The sequence below is a fragment of the Mycobacterium alsense genome, from assembly GCF_002086635.1.
GTDB classification, from domain to species: domain Bacteria; phylum Actinomycetota; class Actinomycetes; order Mycobacteriales; family Mycobacteriaceae; genus Mycobacterium; species Mycobacterium alsense.
The window spans coordinates 1-16976 of the sequence record NZ_MVHD01000075.1 but is presented as its reverse complement, the minus strand read 5'-3'; the positions used below and the strand labels follow the sequence as shown (position 1 = coordinate 16976).

Below are 16976 nucleotides of genomic sequence, written 5' to 3'. Positions count from 1 at the left end.
CGGCCGCGGGCACGGCCGGCGCCAAGACGATCGGCCGCGCCGCCGACAGCGACATCGTCGTCTCCGACGTCCTGGCCTCGCGCCACCACGCCACGCTGGTGCAGACCCCGCTCGGCACCGAGATCCGCGACAACAGCATCAACGGGACGTTCGTCAACGGCACCCGGGTCGGCTCGGCCATCCTGACCGACGGCGACGTCGTCACCATCGGCAACGTCGACCTGGTGCTGCGCGACGGCACCCTGGTCGTGCGGGGCGACGCCGCGACGCGCACGGGCGGTCTCGAGGTGCGCAACGTCCGCTACGTCGTCGACAACGGCAAGCAGCTGCTCGACGACATCTCGCTGACCGCCAGGCCGGGCACGCTGACCGCGGTGATCGGCGGGTCGGGCGCCGGCAAGAGCACGCTGGCCCGGCTGATCGCCGGCTACACCAGCCCCACCTCCGGCTCGGTGACCTTCGAGGGCCACGACATCCACGCCGAATACGCGTCGCTGCGCAGCCGCATCGGCATGGTCCCCCAGGACGACGTGGTGCACCGCCAGCTGACCGTCAACCAGGCACTGGGCTACGCCGCCGAGCTGCGCCTGCCGCCGGACACCAGCAAGGCCGACCGCGCCGAGGTGGTCGCCCAGGTGCTCGAGGAGCTCGACCTGACCAAGCACGCCGACACCCGGGTCGACAAGCTGTCCGGCGGGCAGCGCAAGCGCGCGTCGGTCGCGCTGGAGCTGCTCACCGGGCCGTCGCTGTTGATCCTCGACGAGCCGACGTCGGGCCTCGACCCCGCGCTGGACCACCAGGTCATGACGATGCTGCGCCAGCTCGCCGACGCCGGCCGCGTGGTGATCGTGGTGACGCACATGCTGTCCTACCTCGAGACCTGCGATCAGCTGCTGTTGGTGGCGCCGGGCGGCAAGACGGCCTACTTCGGGCCGCCGGACCGGATCGGCGACGCGATGGGCACCACCAACTGGGCCAAGATCTTCACGCAGGTGGGCGCCGACCCCGAGGAGGCCAACCGGCGATTCCTGGAACAGCGGGATGCGCAGAAGCGGGCGCAGCGGCTGCTGCCCGACAGGGCCGACGAGCCGGGCGACCTGGGCGAACCCGCGCGGACCAGCGTGCGGCGCCAGATCGCGACCGTCGCCCGCCGGCAGGTCCGCCTGGTCGTCGCCGACCGCGCGTATTTCGTGTTCCTGGCGCTGCTGCCGTTCATCCTGGGCGCGCTGTCGCTGACGGTGCCGGGCTCGAGCGGATTTCGCGTCCCCGACCCGCACGGCGGGACGCCCGACGAGTCCGCGCAGATACTGAACCTGCTGCTGCTGGCCGCGGCCTTCATGGGCACCGCGCTGACGATCCGCGACCTGGTCGGCGAACGCGCCATCTTCCAGCGCGAACAGGCCGTGGGACTGTCGACGTCGGCCTACCTGCTCGCCAAGACCGCGGTGTTCTGCGGGTTCGCCATCGTGCAGTCGGCCATCACGACGACGATCGTGGTGGTCGGCAAAGGCGCGCCTACCCAGGGGGCGGTGCTGCTGGGCCATTCCACGGGGGCGGCCACCACCGAGCTGTTCCTGACCGTCGCCGCGACCTGCGTGACGTCCGCCATTCTGGGCCTTGCGATTTCGTCGCTGGTGCGGTCCAGCGAGCAGATCATGCCGCTGTTCGTGGTGTCGATCATGGCGCAGCTGGTGCTGTGCGGCGGGATGGTGCCGGTGACCGGCCGCCTGGTCCTCGACCAGGTGTCCTTCGCGATGCCGGCCCGCTGGGGGTACGCCGCGGCGGCGTCGACGGTCGACGTCCGGCACCTGGTGCCCGATTCGCTGCTCCCCCAGGACCGGTTCTGGCAGCACCAGGCGAAGATCTGGCTGATCGACATGGGCATGCTGGCCGCGCTGTCGGTGTGCTACGCGGCGTTCGTGCGGTGGAAGATCCGGCTGAGACGCTGAACGCCGCTAGGGTGGGACCATCCATCCCCCGAAGCACGAAACGTTCGACCTGGCCGCCCGCACCAACACCGATCCGAAGGGCATCGTGCGGGCCGTCGACGAGTACGTCGTGCGCCCGTGGGGGCTCTACGTCGCCCGCCCCACCCCGGGCCGGGCCGAGTTCCACTACCTCGAGTCGTGGCTGCTGCCCTCGTTGGGGCTGCGGGCCACCGTCTTTCATTTCACCGCCGGCCACGAGCGCGACCACGACTACTACCTCGACGTGGGCGAATACACGCCCGGCCCGACGGTGTGGCGTTCCGAGGACCACTACCTCGACATCGAGGTGCGCACCGGCGCCGGGGCCGAGCTGGCCGACGTCGACGAGCTGTTGGACGCCCTGCGCCACGGCCTGCTCACCGCGGACGTCGCCGAGCGGGCGGTGCGGCGGGCGATGGCGGCGGTCGAGGGCCTGGCCCGCAGCGGCTACGACCTCTCCCGATGGGCGGCCACCCATGGCATGGATCTCACCTGGCGCCGCGCCTAGCTGGTTTCCGCACGTGGCTCACGGGTATCACTGCGGGATGCGCTCGCACAAACGCCGGCCACCGCGATTCGTCATCCGCGACGGGGCGGCCGACTGCTACGACCTTCGGCTGGAGATCGACGGCGTGCTGGCCTCCTGGGCGGTGCCCAAGGACAGGCGGATGGCCCGGCGCACCGGGGACCACCCGCTCGAACATTCGGTCGGCGACGGGGCCGGTGACGGGGCCGTCGTCGACCGCGGCACCTACGCCAACACCACCGACTACACGATGGCCGAATGCCTTGAGCGCGGGCATCTTTCGTTCCACCTGTGCGGAGCGCGGACGCACAGCCGCTACACGCTGACCCGGGTGCGGGAGGGGCACGACGAGACGTGGCTGTTGATGAGGCGCTGTTGATGAGGCGCAAAGAACCGGACGAATCGTCATGACGGACCTTGCCGGTCTGCCCGCGTCGGTGCGTGCGGTGCTGCACGACGAGCCGGTGCCCGACTGGCGTTCGCCCACCCTGGCCACCCTGACCGAGAAGCGGTTCTCCGACCCGGCGTGGATCTTCGAGCGCAAATTCGACGGGATGCGCTGCCTGGCCTTTCGCGACGGCGCCCGGGTGCGGCTACTCTCACGAAATCGCCTGCCGCTCAACGGTACCTATCCCGAGTTGGTCGACGCGCTGAGCGCCCAGCGCACGACGCGGTTCGTGGTCGACGGCGAGGTGGTGGCGTTCGAGGGGCGCCGCACCAGCTTCGCCCGCCTGCAGGGACGCCTGGGCATCACCGACCCCGAGGTCGCCCGGGCGTCGCCGGTGCGCGTCTTCTACTACCTGTTCGACCTGCTGCATTTCGACGGGAAATCGACGGTCGACGTTCCGCTGCTGTGGCGAAAGCGCCTGCTCCGCAAGGCCATCGCGTTCCAGGACCCGCTGCGGTTCGCGCCCCACCGCCGCGCGGACGGCATCTCGGCGTACCGCCAGGCGTGCGAGCGCGGCGACGAGGGCGTGATCGCCAAGCTGGCCGACTCCGTCTACGACGGCCGGCGCTCACCGAACTGGCTGAAGTTCAAATGCGTTCGCGACCAGGAATTCGTCGTCGGCGGCTACACCGGCCCCAAGGGCAGCCGGATCGAGTTGGGCGCGCTGCTGCTCGGGTATTACGACGGCCGCGACCTGGTCTACGCCGGCAAGGTGGGCACCGGATTCGACGAAGTCACCCTGCGCCGCCTGCACGAGCGGCTGACTCCCCTCGAGCAGCGGGCGGCGCCGTTCACCCGGGGGCTGGTGCGCGAGAACGGCACCCGCTGGGTGCGGCCGGAGCTGGTGGTCGAGGTCGGGTTCAGCGAGTGGACGCGCGACGGCAAGCTGCGCCATCCGCGCTACCTCGGCCTGCGCACCGACAAGGATCCCGCCGACGTCGTACGGGAGACGCGATGATGGCGCGCCCGACGGTGGAGATCACCCACCCGGATCGGGTCATGTTCCCCGACGGCGGGATCACCAAGGGCGAACTGGCCGACTACTACGGGGAGGTCGCCGGCGCCATGCTCCCGCACCTCAAGGGCCGGGCGCTGACCGTGCAGAGGTTCCCCCGCGGTATCGGCGAAAAGGGCTTCGTGCAACAGGATTTCGCCGATTCGCTGCCGGACTGGATCGGCCGCGTCGAGGTCGCCAGAGAGCAACGCGGGGCGGGGGGCACCGTCGTGCACCCGGTCGCCGAACGCCCGGAGGCGTTGCGCTGGCTGGCCAACCAGAACTGCGTCACCCTGCACGTGTGGCAGTCGCGGCGCGACCGGCTGCACCACCCCGACCGACTCGTCTTCGACATCGACCCGTCCGACACCGACTTCGCCGTCGTGCGGGCGACCGCGCGGACCGTGGCCGGGGTGCTCGACGACCTCGGGCTGGCGTGCTACGTGCAGACCACCGGGTCGCGCGGCCTGCACGTGGTGGCGCCGGTGCGCGCCGACACCGATTTCGACACCACCCGGCAGTTCGCGCGCGACGTCGCCGAGGTGGTGGCTGCCGACGACCCCGCCCACCGCACGGTGGAGGCCCGCAAGGACAAGCGCGGCGACCGCGTGTACCTCGACATCATGCGAAACGCTTACGCGCAGACCGCGGTTGCGCCGTATTCGGTCCGGGCCCGTCCGGGCGCGCCGGTGGCCACGCCGCTGGAATGGGACGAGCTGGGCACGCGCGGCCTGCGCGCCGACCGGTTCACGATCCGCGACCTGCCCAAACGCCTTGCCGGGCAAGGTGACCCGTGGGCCGGCATGTACCGGCACGCCCGATCGCTGACCGGCCCCGCGCGACGCCTGGCGAAGCTTCGTGCCTGAACTTCCCGACGTCGAGGGGTTTCGGCGCGAGCTGGCCTCCGCGCTGCCCGGCCGTCGGGTTCGGCGGGTACGGGTGCACGACCCCGGCATCCTGCGCAACACCACGGCCGCGGCGCTCGGCCGTCGGCTGGACGGCAGGCGTTTCGACCGCCCGCGCCGGCACGGCAAGTGGCTGATCCTGCCGACGGACGGCCCGACCCTGTTGGTGCACAGCGGGATGACCGGGCACCCGTACTACGCCGACGCGGACGCGCACGAACGCGAGCCGCACGAGCGGCTGGCCATCGCGCTGGACCGGGGCGAACTGCGCTACGCCGACCTGCGCAAGCTGCGCGGGGTGTGGCTGGCCGACGACGACGAGGGCATCGCGCGCGTGACGGGTCCGCAGGGCCCCGACGCGCTGGGCCTCGGGCTGCGGGCGTTCCGGGAAGCGCTGCGCGGCAGGCGGGGCCGGCTGAAACCCACCCTGATGGACCAGTCGGTGATCGCCGGCCTGGGCAACCTGCTCACCGACGAGATCTGCTGGCGGGCCCGCATACCGCCGAACCGCGCGGTCGCCGATCTGGACCCCGACGAGGTGCGGCGGCTGCACACGGCGATGACCGGGGTGCTCCGCACGTCGGTGCGCCACGGCAGGGTGCCCGGGCTGCCGCGGTGGCTGACCGGGGTGCGCGACGAACCCGACCCCTCCTGCCCGCGCTGCGGCACCCGCCTCGCGCACGCGCGGGTGGGCGGGCGGACATCGGTGTGGTGCCCGTCCTGCCAGCCCGGGTAATCTCGGCAGCTATGAGCCCCAGCAACCACAGGTGGATCGCGATAGCGGCCTTGACCGCCGTCGCGGCCGGTTCCCAGCTATTCCCGGCGACCGCGCGGGCGGAGCTGCACAACATCACCTACCGCGCCCGGGTCGACGGGATGACCACCGGCAGCCAGGCCACGTTCGTGATGAACGGCGGCCAGACGAACACGGCCGGGCTCGGCACGATGCCGGGCAACGTGTTCGAGGCCGACACCGTGTTGCCCGACCCCGCGCAGGCCGGCATGCGGATCGTGGTGCACTGGCCCTACTCGGCCAATGTGCATTGCGAGATCGACGTCGACGACAACGTTTTCGTTCAGGTCGACCAGGTCGTCCGGCCCGCGCCGGGCAACGCGGATCCGCAGAACGGCGCGCTGTCCTGCGGAGCGCCCTTGCCCTAGGTCGTGGCCTACTACGGCCGCCACCCCGTCGCTTCGGCCCACTCCCACGCGCGCCGATAGGCGTCGGCGAACCACGGCTCCTTGGCCGCCGCGTAGGCCGAAACATCGCCGCCCGCAACCCGTTCGGCCTTGCGCTTGACGGCCAGGTAGTCGGCGCGCGCGTCGGGGTTGGCCGACAGCCAGTCGACGAACAGCAGGGCGAACCGCTGGTTGGGCCAGCCGTCGACGCGGACGTGCACGTTGGTCGGCCGCCCCGGGTCCGCGGACCCGTGAATCCGTTTGCCCCACAACGGCGCGTCGGAATGGGCGACGTCGCCGGTGACGCCTTCGATCCGGGGATAGCCGGCGGACAGCAACGGGTCGGCGAGTTCGTCGGCCACGTCCAGCGATTCGACGGTGATCTGGACGTCGATGACGTCCTTGGCGGCGAAGTCCGGATACCCGGACAACGCCGTCGATCCGACGTGGTCGATCCGCAACGCCCGATGGCCGCACGCGGTCGTCAACCGGTTCACGATGCGCAGCGCCTGCTCCGGCCAGGCCGGGTCGGGCGGCACCAATCGTGCGGGAGCCCTGGCGATCTCACGCGCGCCCAGGTTGTGCGCGAACGGCACGATGCGGTTGTTCCACACGTCGCGGGCCCGCTCGACCAACTCCTCCTGGGTGCCGGAATTGTCCAGCCAGATGTCGGCGACGGCGCGGCGTTGCTCGTCGCTGGCCTGCGCGGCGATCCGGGCGCGGGCGTCTTCCTCGGACATGCCGCGCAACTCCACGAGGCGTCGCAGCCGCACGCCGACGTCGGCGTGCACGATGACGACGAGCGGGAACAGCGGCGCCATCCCGGACTCGACCAGCAGCGGAATGTCCTCGACGACAACGGCATCCTCGGCGACCGACGCGATGATCTCCGCGCGCCGCTTGCCCACCAGCGGATGCACGATCCCGTTGAGCACACCGCGCGCGTCGTCGTCGCGAAACGCCTTGGCGGCCAACGCGGGTCGGTCCAGGGACCCGTCGGGCAACAGGATGTCCTCGCCGAACGCGTCGACCAGCGCCGCCAGCCCCTCGGTGCCCGGCTCGACCACCTCGCGCGCGATGACGTCTCCGTCGACGATGACCGCACCGCATTGCGCGAATGTGGCGGACAGGGCCGACTTACCGGCGCCGATGCCGCCGGTCAGGCCGATGCGCAGCATGCCAGGACGCGGTCAGGCGTTGCCGGCGAGTTTCTCCCGAAGCGCGGCCAATTGGGCGTCGCTGGCCAGCGAGCCACCCGCCGCCTTCTCCGACGGGGCGCCGTTGCCCGGCGCCGACTCGCCGGCGGCGTGCGCCTCCGACTCGGCCGCGGCGAACTTCTCCATCTGCGCGGTGTGCATCTTGTGCCGGCGCTCGGCCTCCGCGTAGCGGGCTTCCCATTCCTGGCGCTGGGCGTCGAAGCCCTCGAGCCACTCGTTGGTCTCGGAGTCGAAGCCCTCGGGGAAGATGTAGTTGCCCTGCTCGTCGTAGCTGTCCGCCATGCCGTACTTGGCCGGGTCGAATTCCTCGGTGTAGTCCTCGTTGGCCTGCTTGAGCGACAACGAGATTCGGCGGCGCTCCAGGTCGATGTCGATGACCTTGACCATCGCGTCGTCGCCCACGGCGACCACCTGGTCGGGCACCTCGACGTGGCGCTCGGCCAGCTCGGAGATGTGCACCAGGCCCTCGATGCCCTCCTCGACGCGCACGAACGCGCCGAACGGCACCAGCTTGGTGACCTTGCCGGGCACGATCTGGCCGATGGCGTGGGTACGGGCGAAGTGCCGCCACGGGTCTTCCTGAGTCGCCTTGAGCGACAACGAAACCCGCTCGCGGTCCATGTCGACGTCGAGCACCTCGACGGTGACCTCGTCGCCCACCTGGACCACCTCGGACGGGTGGTCGATGTGCTTCCAACTCAGCTCGGAGACGTGCACCAGGCCGTCCACCCCGCCGAGGTCTACGAACGCACCGAAGTTGACGATCGAGGAAACCACACCCTTGCGGATGCTGCCCTTCTGCAGCTGGTTGAGGAACTCGCTGCGCACCTCGGACTGGGTCTGCTCCAGCCAGGCCCGCCGCGACAGCACCACGTTGTTGCGGTTCTTGTCCAGCTCGATGATCTTGGCCTCGATCTCCTTGCCGATGTACGGCTGCAGATCGCGGACGCGGCGCATCTCGACGAGCGAGGCGGGCAAAAAGCCCCGCAGCCCGATGTCGAGGATCAGGCCGCCCTTCACGACCTCGATGACCGTGCCCTTGACGGCCTCGTCCTTCTCCTTGAGCGCCTCGATGGTGCCCCAGGCGCGCTCGTACTGCGCGCGCTTCTTGGACAGGATCAGCCGGCCCTCTTTGTCCTCCTTGGTGAGGACCAGCGCCTCCACCTCGTCACCGACGGAAACGACCTCGTTCGGGTCGACGTCGTGCTTGATGGAGAGCTCGCGGGCGGGGATGACCCCTTCGGTCTTGTAGCCGATGTCGAGGAGCACCTCGTCCCGGTCCACTTTGACGATCGTGCCCTCGACGATGTCGCCATCGTTGAAGTACTTGATCGTTTTGTCTATTGCGGCAAGAAAGTCCTCGCTGGTGCCTATGTCGTTGACGGCTACTTGCGGCGAGGTGACGGAGGGACTCGGCATATTGTTGGGTTGCTCCGGACAGGTTCAGGTCGTAGGGACAGTTGTTATTCGTGTGACCCGCGATCGAGCGCAAGCGGATACCCCGTCGAGGCTACTCGACTGCGTACTTGCTGGACAAACTCGGTCTCGCGGTGGTGAATCCCGATCACACTACCTCGCCGCGGCTTCGCGCGCCCGCAGGGCGCCTTTCGCTCCCCAAATGCTGGCGGGCAAATGCTGGCGGGCAAACGCTGGCGGGCAAACGGTCAGTGCGCCGCCGCGTCCCAGCTGCGGCCGTATCCCACCGACACCTCCAGCGGGACGTCGAGCGGGTAGGCGCCGCCCATTTTCTCGCGCACCAGCGCCTCGACGGTTTCACGCTCGCCGGGGGCGATTTCGAACAACAGTTCGTCGTGCACCTGCAGCAGCATGCGGGAGGCCAGCCCGGCCTCCCTGATCGCCGCGTCGACCTCGATCATCGCCACCTTGATGATGTCGGCGGCGCTGCCCTGGATGGGTGCGTTGAGCGCCGCCCGCTCGGCGGCCTCCCGCACCTGGCGGTTGCTGCTGTCCAGCTCGGGGAGGTAGCGCCGCCTGCCCAGCACGGTCGACGTGTACCCGTCCTTGCGGGCCTGCTCGACCACCTCCATCAGGTAGTCGCGCACGCCGCCGAAGCGGGCGAAGTAGGCGTCCATCTGTTCCTTGGCCTCTTCGGTGGAGATCTTCAGCTGCTGCGACAGGCCGTAGGCGCTCAACCCGTAGGCCAGGCCGTACGACATCGCCTTGACCCGCCGCCGCAGCTCCGCGGTGACCTCCTCGATGGGCACGCCGAACGCCCGCGAGGCGACGAACGAGTGCAGGTCCTCCCCCGTGTTGAACGCCTCGATGAGCCCCGCGTCGGCGGACAGGTGCGCCATGATCCTCATCTCGATCTGGCTGTAGTCCGCCGTCATCAGCTCGGCATAGGAAAAACCGCGGCCCTCGCCGACCACGAACGCGTCGCGGATCCGGCGGCCGGCCTCGGTGCGGATCGGAATGTTCTGCAGGTTGGGTTCGGTCGACGACAGCCGGCCCGTCGCCGCGATGGTCTGGTTGAACGTGGTGTGGATGCGCCCGTCGGACGCCACCGAGTTCAGCAGCCCGTCGACGGTCACCTTGAGCCGGGTGGCGTCGCGGTGGGCCAGCAGGTGCTGCAGGAACGGGTGGCCCGTCTTGTCGAACAACGCCTGCAGGGCGTCGGCGTCGGTGGTGTAGCCGGTCTTAGTCCGCTTGGTCTTGGGCATCCCGAGCTCGTCGAACAGCACCGCCTGCAGCTGCTTGGGCGAGCCCAGGTTGATCTGCTTGCCGATGACCGCGTAGGCGGCCTCGGCCGCGTCGCGGACCTGGTGAGCAAAATCGCTTTGCAGCTCGGACAGTTGCGCGATGTCCACCGCGATGCCGGCGTGCTCCATGCCCGCCAGCACCCGCTGCACCGGCAGCTCCATGCCTGACAGCAGCGACGTGGAGTCGATGCGCGCCAGCTCCTCGTCGAGCGCGTCGGCGAGATCCAGTACCGCCACCGCGCGCAGGATCAGCGTCTGCACCGCCTGGTCGTCGACGCCCTCGGTGTCATCGAGCAGCGAAAGCTGTTGCTGCTCAGGGTTTTCCGCGCGCAGCTCCCGGCGCAGGTAGCGCAGTGACAGGTCGTCGAGGGAGAAGCTGCGCTGCCCGGGACGCACCAGGTAGGCCGCCAGCGCGGTGTCGGAGGTGACGCCGTTCAGCGTCCAGCCCCGCCCGGCCAGGTCGTGCATCGCCAGCTTGGCCTCGTGCAGGGCCTTGGGCGCGCCCGGGTCGGCGAGCCACGAGGCCAGCGCGGCCTCGTCGTCGGGGCCCAGCTCAGAGGTGTCGATGTAGCGGCCGTCGCCGTCGGCGGACACGATCGCCAGCGCGGTGGCGTCGGCGTCGTAGGCCAGGTGGGTGCCCACGACGGCCAGGCCGAACCGCTTTCCCGAGCTGTGTCCGGCCAGCCACGCGGCCAGCTCACCGGGTTCCAGCGCACCGCCACGCACGTCGAAGCCCTCGTCAACCTCGGGCTCGACAGCCGCCAGCGTCTCGAACAGCCGGTCCCGCAGCACCCGGAACTCCAGGTCGTCGAAGAGCCGGTGGATCTGGTCGCGGTCCCAGGGCAGCAGCCGCAGCGTGTCCGGGGTCTGGGCCAGCGGCACGTCGCGCACCAGGTCGGTGAGCTCGCGGTTGCGGATGACCCCGGCCAGGTTGGCCCGCAGCGCGTCGCCGACCTTGCCGCGCACCGAGTCGACGTTGTCCACCAGCCCCTGCAGCGAACCGTATTCGGCGATCCACTTCGAGGCCGTCTTCTCCCCCACGCCGGGGATGCCGGGCAGGTTGTCGCTGGGGTCGCCCCGCAGCGCGGCGAAGTCGGGGTACTGCTTTGGGGTCAGCCCGTACTTTTCGACGACGGCCTCGGGGGTGAAGCGGGTGAGTTCGCTGACGCCCTTGCGGGGGTACAGCACGGTCACGTCGTCGCTGACCAGCTGCAGGGAGTCGCGGTCCCCGCTGACCACCAGCACGCGGTAGCCCTGGTTTTCGGCCTGGGTGGCCAGCGTGGCGATCAGGTCGTCGGCCTCGAATCCCGCCTCCGAGAGCACCGTGATGCCCAGCGCGTTGAGGACCTCCTTGGTGATGTCGATCTGGCCGTGGAACTCGTCGGGCGTCGAGGAGCGGTTGGCCTTGTACTCGGGGTAGCGCTCGGAGCGGAAGGTCTGCCGCGAGACGTCGAACGCGGCGGCGATGTGGGTGGGTGCCTCGTCGCGCAGCAGGTTGATCAGCATGGCGGTGAAGCCGTAGACGGCGTTGGTGGTCAACCCGCCGCGCGTCTTGAAGTTCTCCGCCGGCAGCGCGTAGAAAGCCCGGAACGCCAGCGAATTGCCGTCCAGCAGCATCAGGGTCGGCTTGGTTTCCTGCTTGGTTTCCTGATCGGTGGCGCTCGGCACGGCATTCACTCTAGGCACTCGGTCTGACGCGCCCCACCCTCGCCAGAACTGCAACACGTTTCAGTTTTGTGCGCGCGCTGGGTACGCTGGCCCAGTGCCAGAGGTCACCCGCCAAGAACCCGCGATCGACGGCTGGTTCGCCGCCGACTCGACTGCCGACGACACCGGAGTCCCGCACCTGATCGGCAGCAAGTGTCCGCAGTGCGGCACCTACGTCTTTCCGCCCCGGGAGAACAACTGCCCCAATCCGGGCTGCGCCAACGACGTGCTGGAGTCGGTCGCGCTGTCGACGCGCGGAACGCTGTGGAGCTACACCGAAAACCGGTACGCGCCCCCGCCCCCGTATCCCGCCCCCGACCCGTTCGAGCCGTTCGCCATCGCCGCGGTCGAGCTCGACAAGGAGGGGTTGATCGTGCTGGGCAAGGTGGTCGAGGGAACGCTCGCCGCCGACCTGAAGGTCGGCATGCCCATGGAGCTGACGACCATGCCGCTGTACACCGACGACGAGGGGGTGCAGCGGGTGGTGCACGCGTGGCGGCGCGCCGGCGACGATGCAGAACGCAGTGATGAGGAGGAGCGGCGCAAATGACGACGGTCATGAGGGCGCCCGAACCGCTGTACATCCTCGGGGCCGGCATGCACCCGTGGGGCAAGTGGGGCCGGGACTTCACCGAGTACGGGGTGGTCGCCGCCCGCGCCGCCCTGGCCGACGCCGGCCTGGACTGGCGCCAGATCCAGCTGGTCGCCGGCGCAGACACCATCCGCAACGGCTATCCCGGGTTCGTCGCGGGCGCGACGTTCGCCCAGAAGCTGGGCTGGAACGGCGTTCCGGTCAGCTCCAGCTACGCCGCGTGCGCCAGCGGTTCGCAGGCGCTGCAGAGCGCGCGGGCGCACATCCTGGCCGGTTTCTGCGACGTCGCGCTGGTGATCGGAGCCGACACCACGCCGAAGGGTTTCTTCGCGCCCGTGGGCGGCGAACGCCGCAACGACCCCGACTGGCAGCGCTTCCATCTGATCGGCGCGACCAACACGGTGTACTTCGCGCTGCTGGCGCGGCGGCGGATGGATCTCTACGGCGCCACGCTCGAGGACTTCGCCCAGGTGAAGGTCAAGAACTCCAGGCACGGGCTCAACAACCCGAACGCGCGCTACCGCAAGGAGAATTCGGTCGACGACGTGCTGGCCAGCCCGGTCGTCTCGGATCCGCTTCGGCTGCTTGACATCTGCGCGACGTCCGACGGTGCGGCGGCGCTGGTCGTGGCGAGCAAGTCCTTCGCCGAGAAGCACCTCGGCTCGGTGGCGGGCGTGCCGTCGGTGCGCGCGATCAGCACCGTCACCCCGCGCTATCCGCAGCACCTGCCCGAATTGCCCGACATCGCAACCGATTCCACCGCGGCGGTGGCGGCGCCCGATCGCGTGTTCAAGGACCAGATCCTCGACGCCGCCTACGCCGAGGCGGGCATCGGGCCCGAGGACCTGAGCCTGGCCGAGGTCTACGACCTGTCGACCGCTTTGGAGCTCGACTGGTACGAGCACTTGGGGCTGTGCCCCAAGGGCGAGGCCGAGTCGCTGCTGCGCAGCGGGGCCACCGCGATCGGCGGTCGCCTGCCGGTCAATCCATCCGGCGGGCTGGCCTGCTTCGGCGAGGCCATCCCCGCCCAGGCCATCGCCCAGGTGTGCGAGCTGACCTGGCAGCTGCGCGGTCAGGCCACCGGCCGGCAGGTGGAAAACGCGACGGTCGGCGTGACCGCCAACCAGGGGCTGTTCGGCCACGGCTCGTCGGTCATCGTCGCGCGCTAGGTTTTTTGGGCGCGAGCGTCCGCAAATGTACGCGTGCGACGGCGTGTCCCCGTACCGACAGGGGCGCTCGCGGGTTATTCGTCCGCGGGGCCGTCGAGGGTCTCCAGGACGACCTCGGCCACGCGCTTCATGGTGGTCCGCCGGTCCATCGCCGCGCGCTGAATCCACTTGAACGCCTCGGGCTCGGTCATGCCCTGCTTGGTCTGCAGCACGCCCTTGGCCCGCTCGACCAGCTTGCGGGTCTCCAGCCGGTCGGACAGCGTCGCCACCTCGCGCTCCAGCTCGCTGATCTCGCGGAACCGGCTGACGGCCAGCTCGATGGCCGGGATCAGGTCGCTGATGGTGAACGGCTTCACCAGGTAGGCCATGGCACCGGCGTCGCGGGCGCGCTCGACCAGGTCGCGCTGGCTGAACGCGGTCAGCACGACGATCGGCGCGATGCGTTTGCTGGCGATCTCCGAGGCCGCGTCGATCCCGTCCCGGCGGGGCATCTTCACGTCCATGATCACCAGGTCGGGCTTGTGGCGCTCCGCCAGCTCGACGGCCTCCTGGCCGTCGCCGGCCTCGCCGACGATTTCGTAACCCTCCTCGCGCAGCATCTCGGCCAGGTCCATGCGGATGAGCGCTTCGTCTTCTGCGATCAGCACCCGGCGCGGGACAGCGGCGCCGGTGTCGGTCGTGGGGCCTGCCATGACCGACATTGTGTCGTGGGCGGCTGCCACGGCGACGCCGGGGGTTCCTCTAAGGTAGAGAGCCGAACCCGGAACTCGGACCGGCCGGACAAGCCCTCGTATCCCAACTGGCAGAGGAAACGGATTCAAAACCCGTACAGTGTGAGTTCGAATCTCACCGAGGGCACTCAAACTGTGGAAGCGTTAGCGCAGGTAGACGACGTTTTTATGTTTGCTGGATTGCCGTATCACCCCCTCGTGCCCACATTTTGCCCACAGTTTCAGATAACTTGTCGGCAACTGCGGTGAAGTCGTCGTCGAACAAATCGGCGTACACGTCGAGGGTCATGGCCGCCGAGGCGTGCCCGAGCATCCGCTGGATCACCTTCACATTGGCCCCGGCCGACACCGCCAACGATGCCGCCGTGTGACGAAGAGCGTGGGCCGTGATGCGCGGAAATGTCTTGTCGGCCTTCTGGCAACGTTCCACCGCACCGGCCAACCACGACTTGGTCGTCGGGGGCGCCAGATGGCCGCCGTCCTGCGCCGGCCAAATCAGGTCGTCGCGCTCCTTGCCCGTGCAGGTGGCCGCGAGCTCGTCGACGACGAACACGGGAAGTGCCACCGTGCGGCTATGACCCGTCTTGAGGGTGCCGACATGGGTGCGGCCGCCGACGGCCACCGCGTTCTCGTGCAGCACGATCCGGCGGCGCAGGAAGTCGATATCACGCACCCGCAGCGCCGCGGCTTCACCCCAACGCAGGCCCACAGTCCCGAGTAGCAACACCAGCGACCGGTACCGGCCGGATTCAATCGCTAGGCGACGCAGCTGGTCCGGTGAGAGATACACGTTCGGGCGCCTGGACCGCGACGGCAGGTTGACGCCACGCGCGGGATTCGCGGCAATCAACCTGTCCCGCGCGGCGTCGTCGAGAATCCCGGCCAGCACCGAGTACACCGCGATAACCCGCGACGCACTCAACTTCTTGGCCAGCTCGGCAACCCACGCCTGGACGCTGGTGTAGCGGATGTCAGCGACCTTGGCCGCGCGCCAGCGCGGCTCGACGTAGACACGCCATGCATTCTCATAGGTCCGGTACCCGCTGGGCTTGAGATGCCCTTCCTTGCGGGCCAGCCACGCCGGGCCCAACTCCCCCACCGTGACCCGTCCGAGGGACGGCGCGACGTATTCGCCTTTGGCCTTAGTGACCTCGACGCTGTTGGCGAACGCCTCGGCGTCGCGCTTCGTTTTGAAGCCTCGCTTGTCAGTCTGGCCGCGATCGGGTGTCCGGTAGCGAACTCGGTAAAACGTTGCACCGCTCGCGGTTTGGTATTTACTGATCGTCGCCATCGTCGTCCTCGTCCGGTTCCGACATGACGCGATCTTCAATTTTTTTCGCGACCGCCAACGGATCGTTGGCGGTACGGGGCATCAGAGCGTACGTGGCTCCGAACTGAGCCAGCTCGAAAAGGATGTCCCAGTCGGTTACTCCGTCCTCGCGCGCCTGCTTCATTAGTAACCCTTGAGTTTCGATCTGAGGGTGAAGATCCTGTCCCTCATCAGGCGCGACGCGCCGCCGAATCTCGGCGTGCAAAAATTTCCAAGCGTACTTACGTGCGTTCATCGGCCATGCTCTTTCCCTAGTTCCGCACGGAGCTCGCGCGAGATTCGGCCACGCTTCTGTTGGTTCGCATCCGGCCCGGCGCGACGGTCGCGCTCTTCGCTAAATGTGCTCTTCCATTCGAGGAACGAAGCCGTGGCAAGATCTGTATCGCTCATTCCGAGCTGTTTCGCGAGCCGGCGCTCGGTCAACCCCGATCGCTGCAAAACACCAGCAACGCCGTCTATAAACGGCTGCATGTCTTTAGCCAATTTGGCTAAACCTTTTGCCGCGGCCTGTATCTCGTCCGGACGCGGCGGTCCGGGACGTCGAAGCGATAGCGAATACTTGCCGTCGCGCACTTGTCCTCTTGGCCCTGGACCGGTGAGCGTCAACCTCTCGCCGCGGCAAGCATCGGCCAGCTGACCCCCAGGGACATCCAAGGCATCTGTCAGTGATATCAGGCCGTTGCCAGCCAACAGATCGGCCAACGTGACGCCACCAGGGAATGTGTCTCCACCCTCGTCCGGTGAGTCTTCGGCCCCCAGATTCAGCGCCAGCAGCACGATCAGCAGCGTGGCGAAAGTAGGCGCATAACGGCCTGCTTCGAAGTCGCCGACCTTGCTTGCGGTCCACCGCAATCCGAGATATCGCGTGTACCGCGCCAAGTCGTCCTGAGTCATGCCGAGTCCGGTTCGGATACGGCGGCAGTTCGCGCCAACCACCCGCGCCAACGACTCACTCACGTTACGCACCATAACGCGAAATCGAGGTGCTTGACAAGGAACTACAGCAGTGTCATTCTCAAGACAGCATCTCACGTGAAATCGCGTGGCATGAGAAATTGAGGAGAAGATCCTGCATGAGCACTCCGTCTGACATTGACACCGCGACGGCCGCCCAGGTCGCGCCTGTACTGGATACAACCGAGGCCGGCTTGGCCCAAATGCGCTACCGCGGTACGGGACCGCGCTTCGTGAAGCGAGGTCGACGCGTGCTGTACCGGTGGTCCGATATTCGCGACTACCTTGACGCCAACACCTGCCAACGCACCGATGATCCAAGGGGCGCAGCATGAACGGGCCGCCGGAACGAGAAAACCGGGCCCCTCGGCAGGACCCGGCTATCGCCTCGCCAAACACCACAACCACCGTCAACGATAGCCGAGATGACCAGAGGATCGCGGTTGACGCGCTGGCCGCTCAGCGACGCCGGCGTGAGGCCGCCGTGCGCCTTCTCGGCGAAAACCCCGACCCGCTCCATCCGGGCCACCGATACCA

The 16976-nt window shown here is 68.7% G+C and carries 17 protein-coding genes and 1 tRNA gene; 11 read left to right on the top strand and 7 right to left on the bottom strand.

All coding sequences use genetic code 11. The features are described 5' to 3' along the window. The 7 genes from BST11_RS25060 to BST11_RS25030 form a co-directional block, all read left to right on the top strand. The coding region (locus BST11_RS25060) for an ATP-binding cassette domain-containing protein (RefSeq protein ID WP_083140926.1) at window positions 1-1949 on the top strand (1949 nt) is incomplete at its 5' end. Between the two features lie 85 nt (window positions 1950-2034). Next, the gene (locus BST11_RS25055; protein ID WP_083140925.1) at window positions 2035-2475 is read left to right on the top strand and encodes a ribonuclease FAU-1 family protein; all 441 of its coding nucleotides are present in this window, start codon (window positions 2035-2037) and stop codon (window positions 2473-2475) included. 37 nt (window positions 2476-2512) lie between these two features. Beyond that, window positions 2513-2872 carry a DNA polymerase ligase N-terminal domain-containing protein gene (locus tag BST11_RS25050; protein ID WP_169834960.1) on the top strand — a complete coding sequence of 120 codons (360 nt, stop codon included), beginning with the start codon at window positions 2513-2515 and terminating at the stop codon, window positions 2870-2872. A 28-nt stretch (window positions 2873-2900) separates the two neighbouring features. After that, window positions 2901-3899: a non-homologous end-joining DNA ligase gene (gene ligD / locus BST11_RS25045; RefSeq protein WP_083140923.1), complete on the top strand. Its 999-nt coding sequence runs from the start codon at window positions 2901-2903 to the stop codon at window positions 3897-3899. Continuing rightward, window positions 3899-4801 carry a non-homologous end-joining DNA ligase gene (gene ligD / locus BST11_RS25040; protein WP_083140927.1) on the top strand — a complete coding sequence of 301 codons (903 nt, stop codon included), beginning with the start codon at window positions 3899-3901 and terminating at the stop codon, window positions 4799-4801. The genes ligD (BST11_RS25045) and ligD (BST11_RS25040) overlap by 1 nt, the downstream gene beginning before the upstream one ends. Then, window positions 4794-5576 carry an Fpg/Nei family DNA glycosylase gene (locus BST11_RS25035; protein WP_083140922.1) on the top strand — a complete coding sequence of 261 codons (783 nt, stop codon included), beginning with the start codon at window positions 4794-4796 and terminating at the stop codon, window positions 5574-5576. Before ligD (BST11_RS25040) ends, BST11_RS25035 begins: the two co-directional genes overlap by 8 nt. Before the next feature lie 11 nt (window positions 5577-5587). Next, window positions 5588-6001, top strand: a complete 414-nt coding sequence (locus BST11_RS25030) for a hypothetical protein (RefSeq protein WP_083140921.1) — start codon at window positions 5588-5590, stop codon at window positions 5999-6001. A gap of 11 nt (window positions 6002-6012) precedes the next feature. Here the strand turns inward: BST11_RS25030 and coaE are convergent, their stop codons facing one another. The 3 genes from coaE to polA form a co-directional block, all read right to left on the bottom strand. Beyond that, the gene (gene coaE, locus BST11_RS25025) at window positions 6013-7197 is read right to left on the bottom strand and encodes a dephospho-CoA kinase (RefSeq protein ID WP_083140920.1); all 1185 of its coding nucleotides are present in this window, start codon (window positions 7195-7197) and stop codon (window positions 6013-6015) included. A gap of 12 nt (window positions 7198-7209) precedes the next feature. Then, the gene (rpsA, locus tag BST11_RS25020) at window positions 7210-8655 is read right to left on the bottom strand and encodes a 30S ribosomal protein S1 (protein ID WP_083140919.1); all 1446 of its coding nucleotides are present in this window, start codon (window positions 8653-8655) and stop codon (window positions 7210-7212) included. A gap of 245 nt (window positions 8656-8900) precedes the next feature. Beyond that, entirely contained in the window at window positions 8901-11573 is a 2673-nt protein-coding gene (gene polA, locus BST11_RS25015) for a DNA polymerase I (protein WP_169834961.1), read from the bottom strand. Between the two features lie 145 nt (window positions 11574-11718). Here polA and BST11_RS25010 point away from each other — a divergent pair, with 145 nt between their 5' ends. Both BST11_RS25010 and BST11_RS25005 read left to right on the top strand, forming a co-directional pair. Continuing rightward, the gene (locus BST11_RS25010) at window positions 11719-12213 is read left to right on the top strand and encodes a Zn-ribbon domain-containing OB-fold protein (RefSeq protein ID WP_083140917.1); all 495 of its coding nucleotides are present in this window, start codon (window positions 11719-11721) and stop codon (window positions 12211-12213) included. Continuing rightward, complete coding sequence (locus BST11_RS25005; RefSeq protein WP_083140916.1) at window positions 12210-13424, top strand: lipid-transfer protein; 1215 nt, start codon at window positions 12210-12212, stop codon at window positions 13422-13424. The genes BST11_RS25010 and BST11_RS25005 overlap by 4 nt, the downstream gene beginning before the upstream one ends. A 74-nt stretch (window positions 13425-13498) precedes the next feature. On the opposite strand, the gene BST11_RS25000 is transcribed toward BST11_RS25005, so the two are convergent. Next, window positions 13499-14116 (bottom strand): ANTAR domain-containing response regulator, encoded by a 618-nt coding sequence (locus BST11_RS25000; protein ID WP_142276556.1) that lies wholly within the window; start codon window positions 14114-14116, stop codon window positions 13499-13501. Between the two features lie 92 nt (window positions 14117-14208). Here BST11_RS25000 and BST11_RS24995 point away from each other — a divergent pair. After that, window positions 14209-14282: transfer RNA gene (locus BST11_RS24995), tRNA-Leu, on the top strand. A 39-nt stretch (window positions 14283-14321) separates the two neighbouring features. Here the strand turns inward: BST11_RS24995 and BST11_RS24990 are convergent. From BST11_RS24990 to BST11_RS27355, 3 genes are read right to left on the bottom strand one after another with little or no spacing between them, the layout of a single operon-like run. Next, window positions 14322-15446 carry a tyrosine-type recombinase/integrase gene (locus tag BST11_RS24990; RefSeq protein WP_083140914.1) on the bottom strand — a complete coding sequence of 375 codons (1125 nt, stop codon included), beginning with the start codon at window positions 15444-15446 and terminating at the stop codon, window positions 14322-14324. Next, window positions 15430-15720, bottom strand: coding sequence for a hypothetical protein (locus BST11_RS27360; protein ID WP_142276555.1), 291 nt, complete (start codon window positions 15718-15720; stop codon window positions 15430-15432). The genes BST11_RS24990 and BST11_RS27360 overlap by 17 nt, the downstream gene beginning before the upstream one ends. Further along, window positions 15717-16442 carry a helix-turn-helix domain-containing protein gene (locus tag BST11_RS27355; protein WP_142276554.1) on the bottom strand — a complete coding sequence of 242 codons (726 nt, stop codon included), beginning with the start codon at window positions 16440-16442 and terminating at the stop codon, window positions 15717-15719. Before BST11_RS27355 ends, BST11_RS27360 begins: the two co-directional genes overlap by 4 nt. A gap of 116 nt (window positions 16443-16558) precedes the next feature. On the opposite strand from BST11_RS27355, the gene BST11_RS28760 reads away from it, so the two are divergent. Beyond that, window positions 16559-16774, top strand: coding sequence for a helix-turn-helix transcriptional regulator (locus BST11_RS28760; protein WP_083140912.1), 216 nt, complete (start codon window positions 16559-16561; stop codon window positions 16772-16774). Window positions 16775-16976 lie beyond the last annotated feature (202 nt).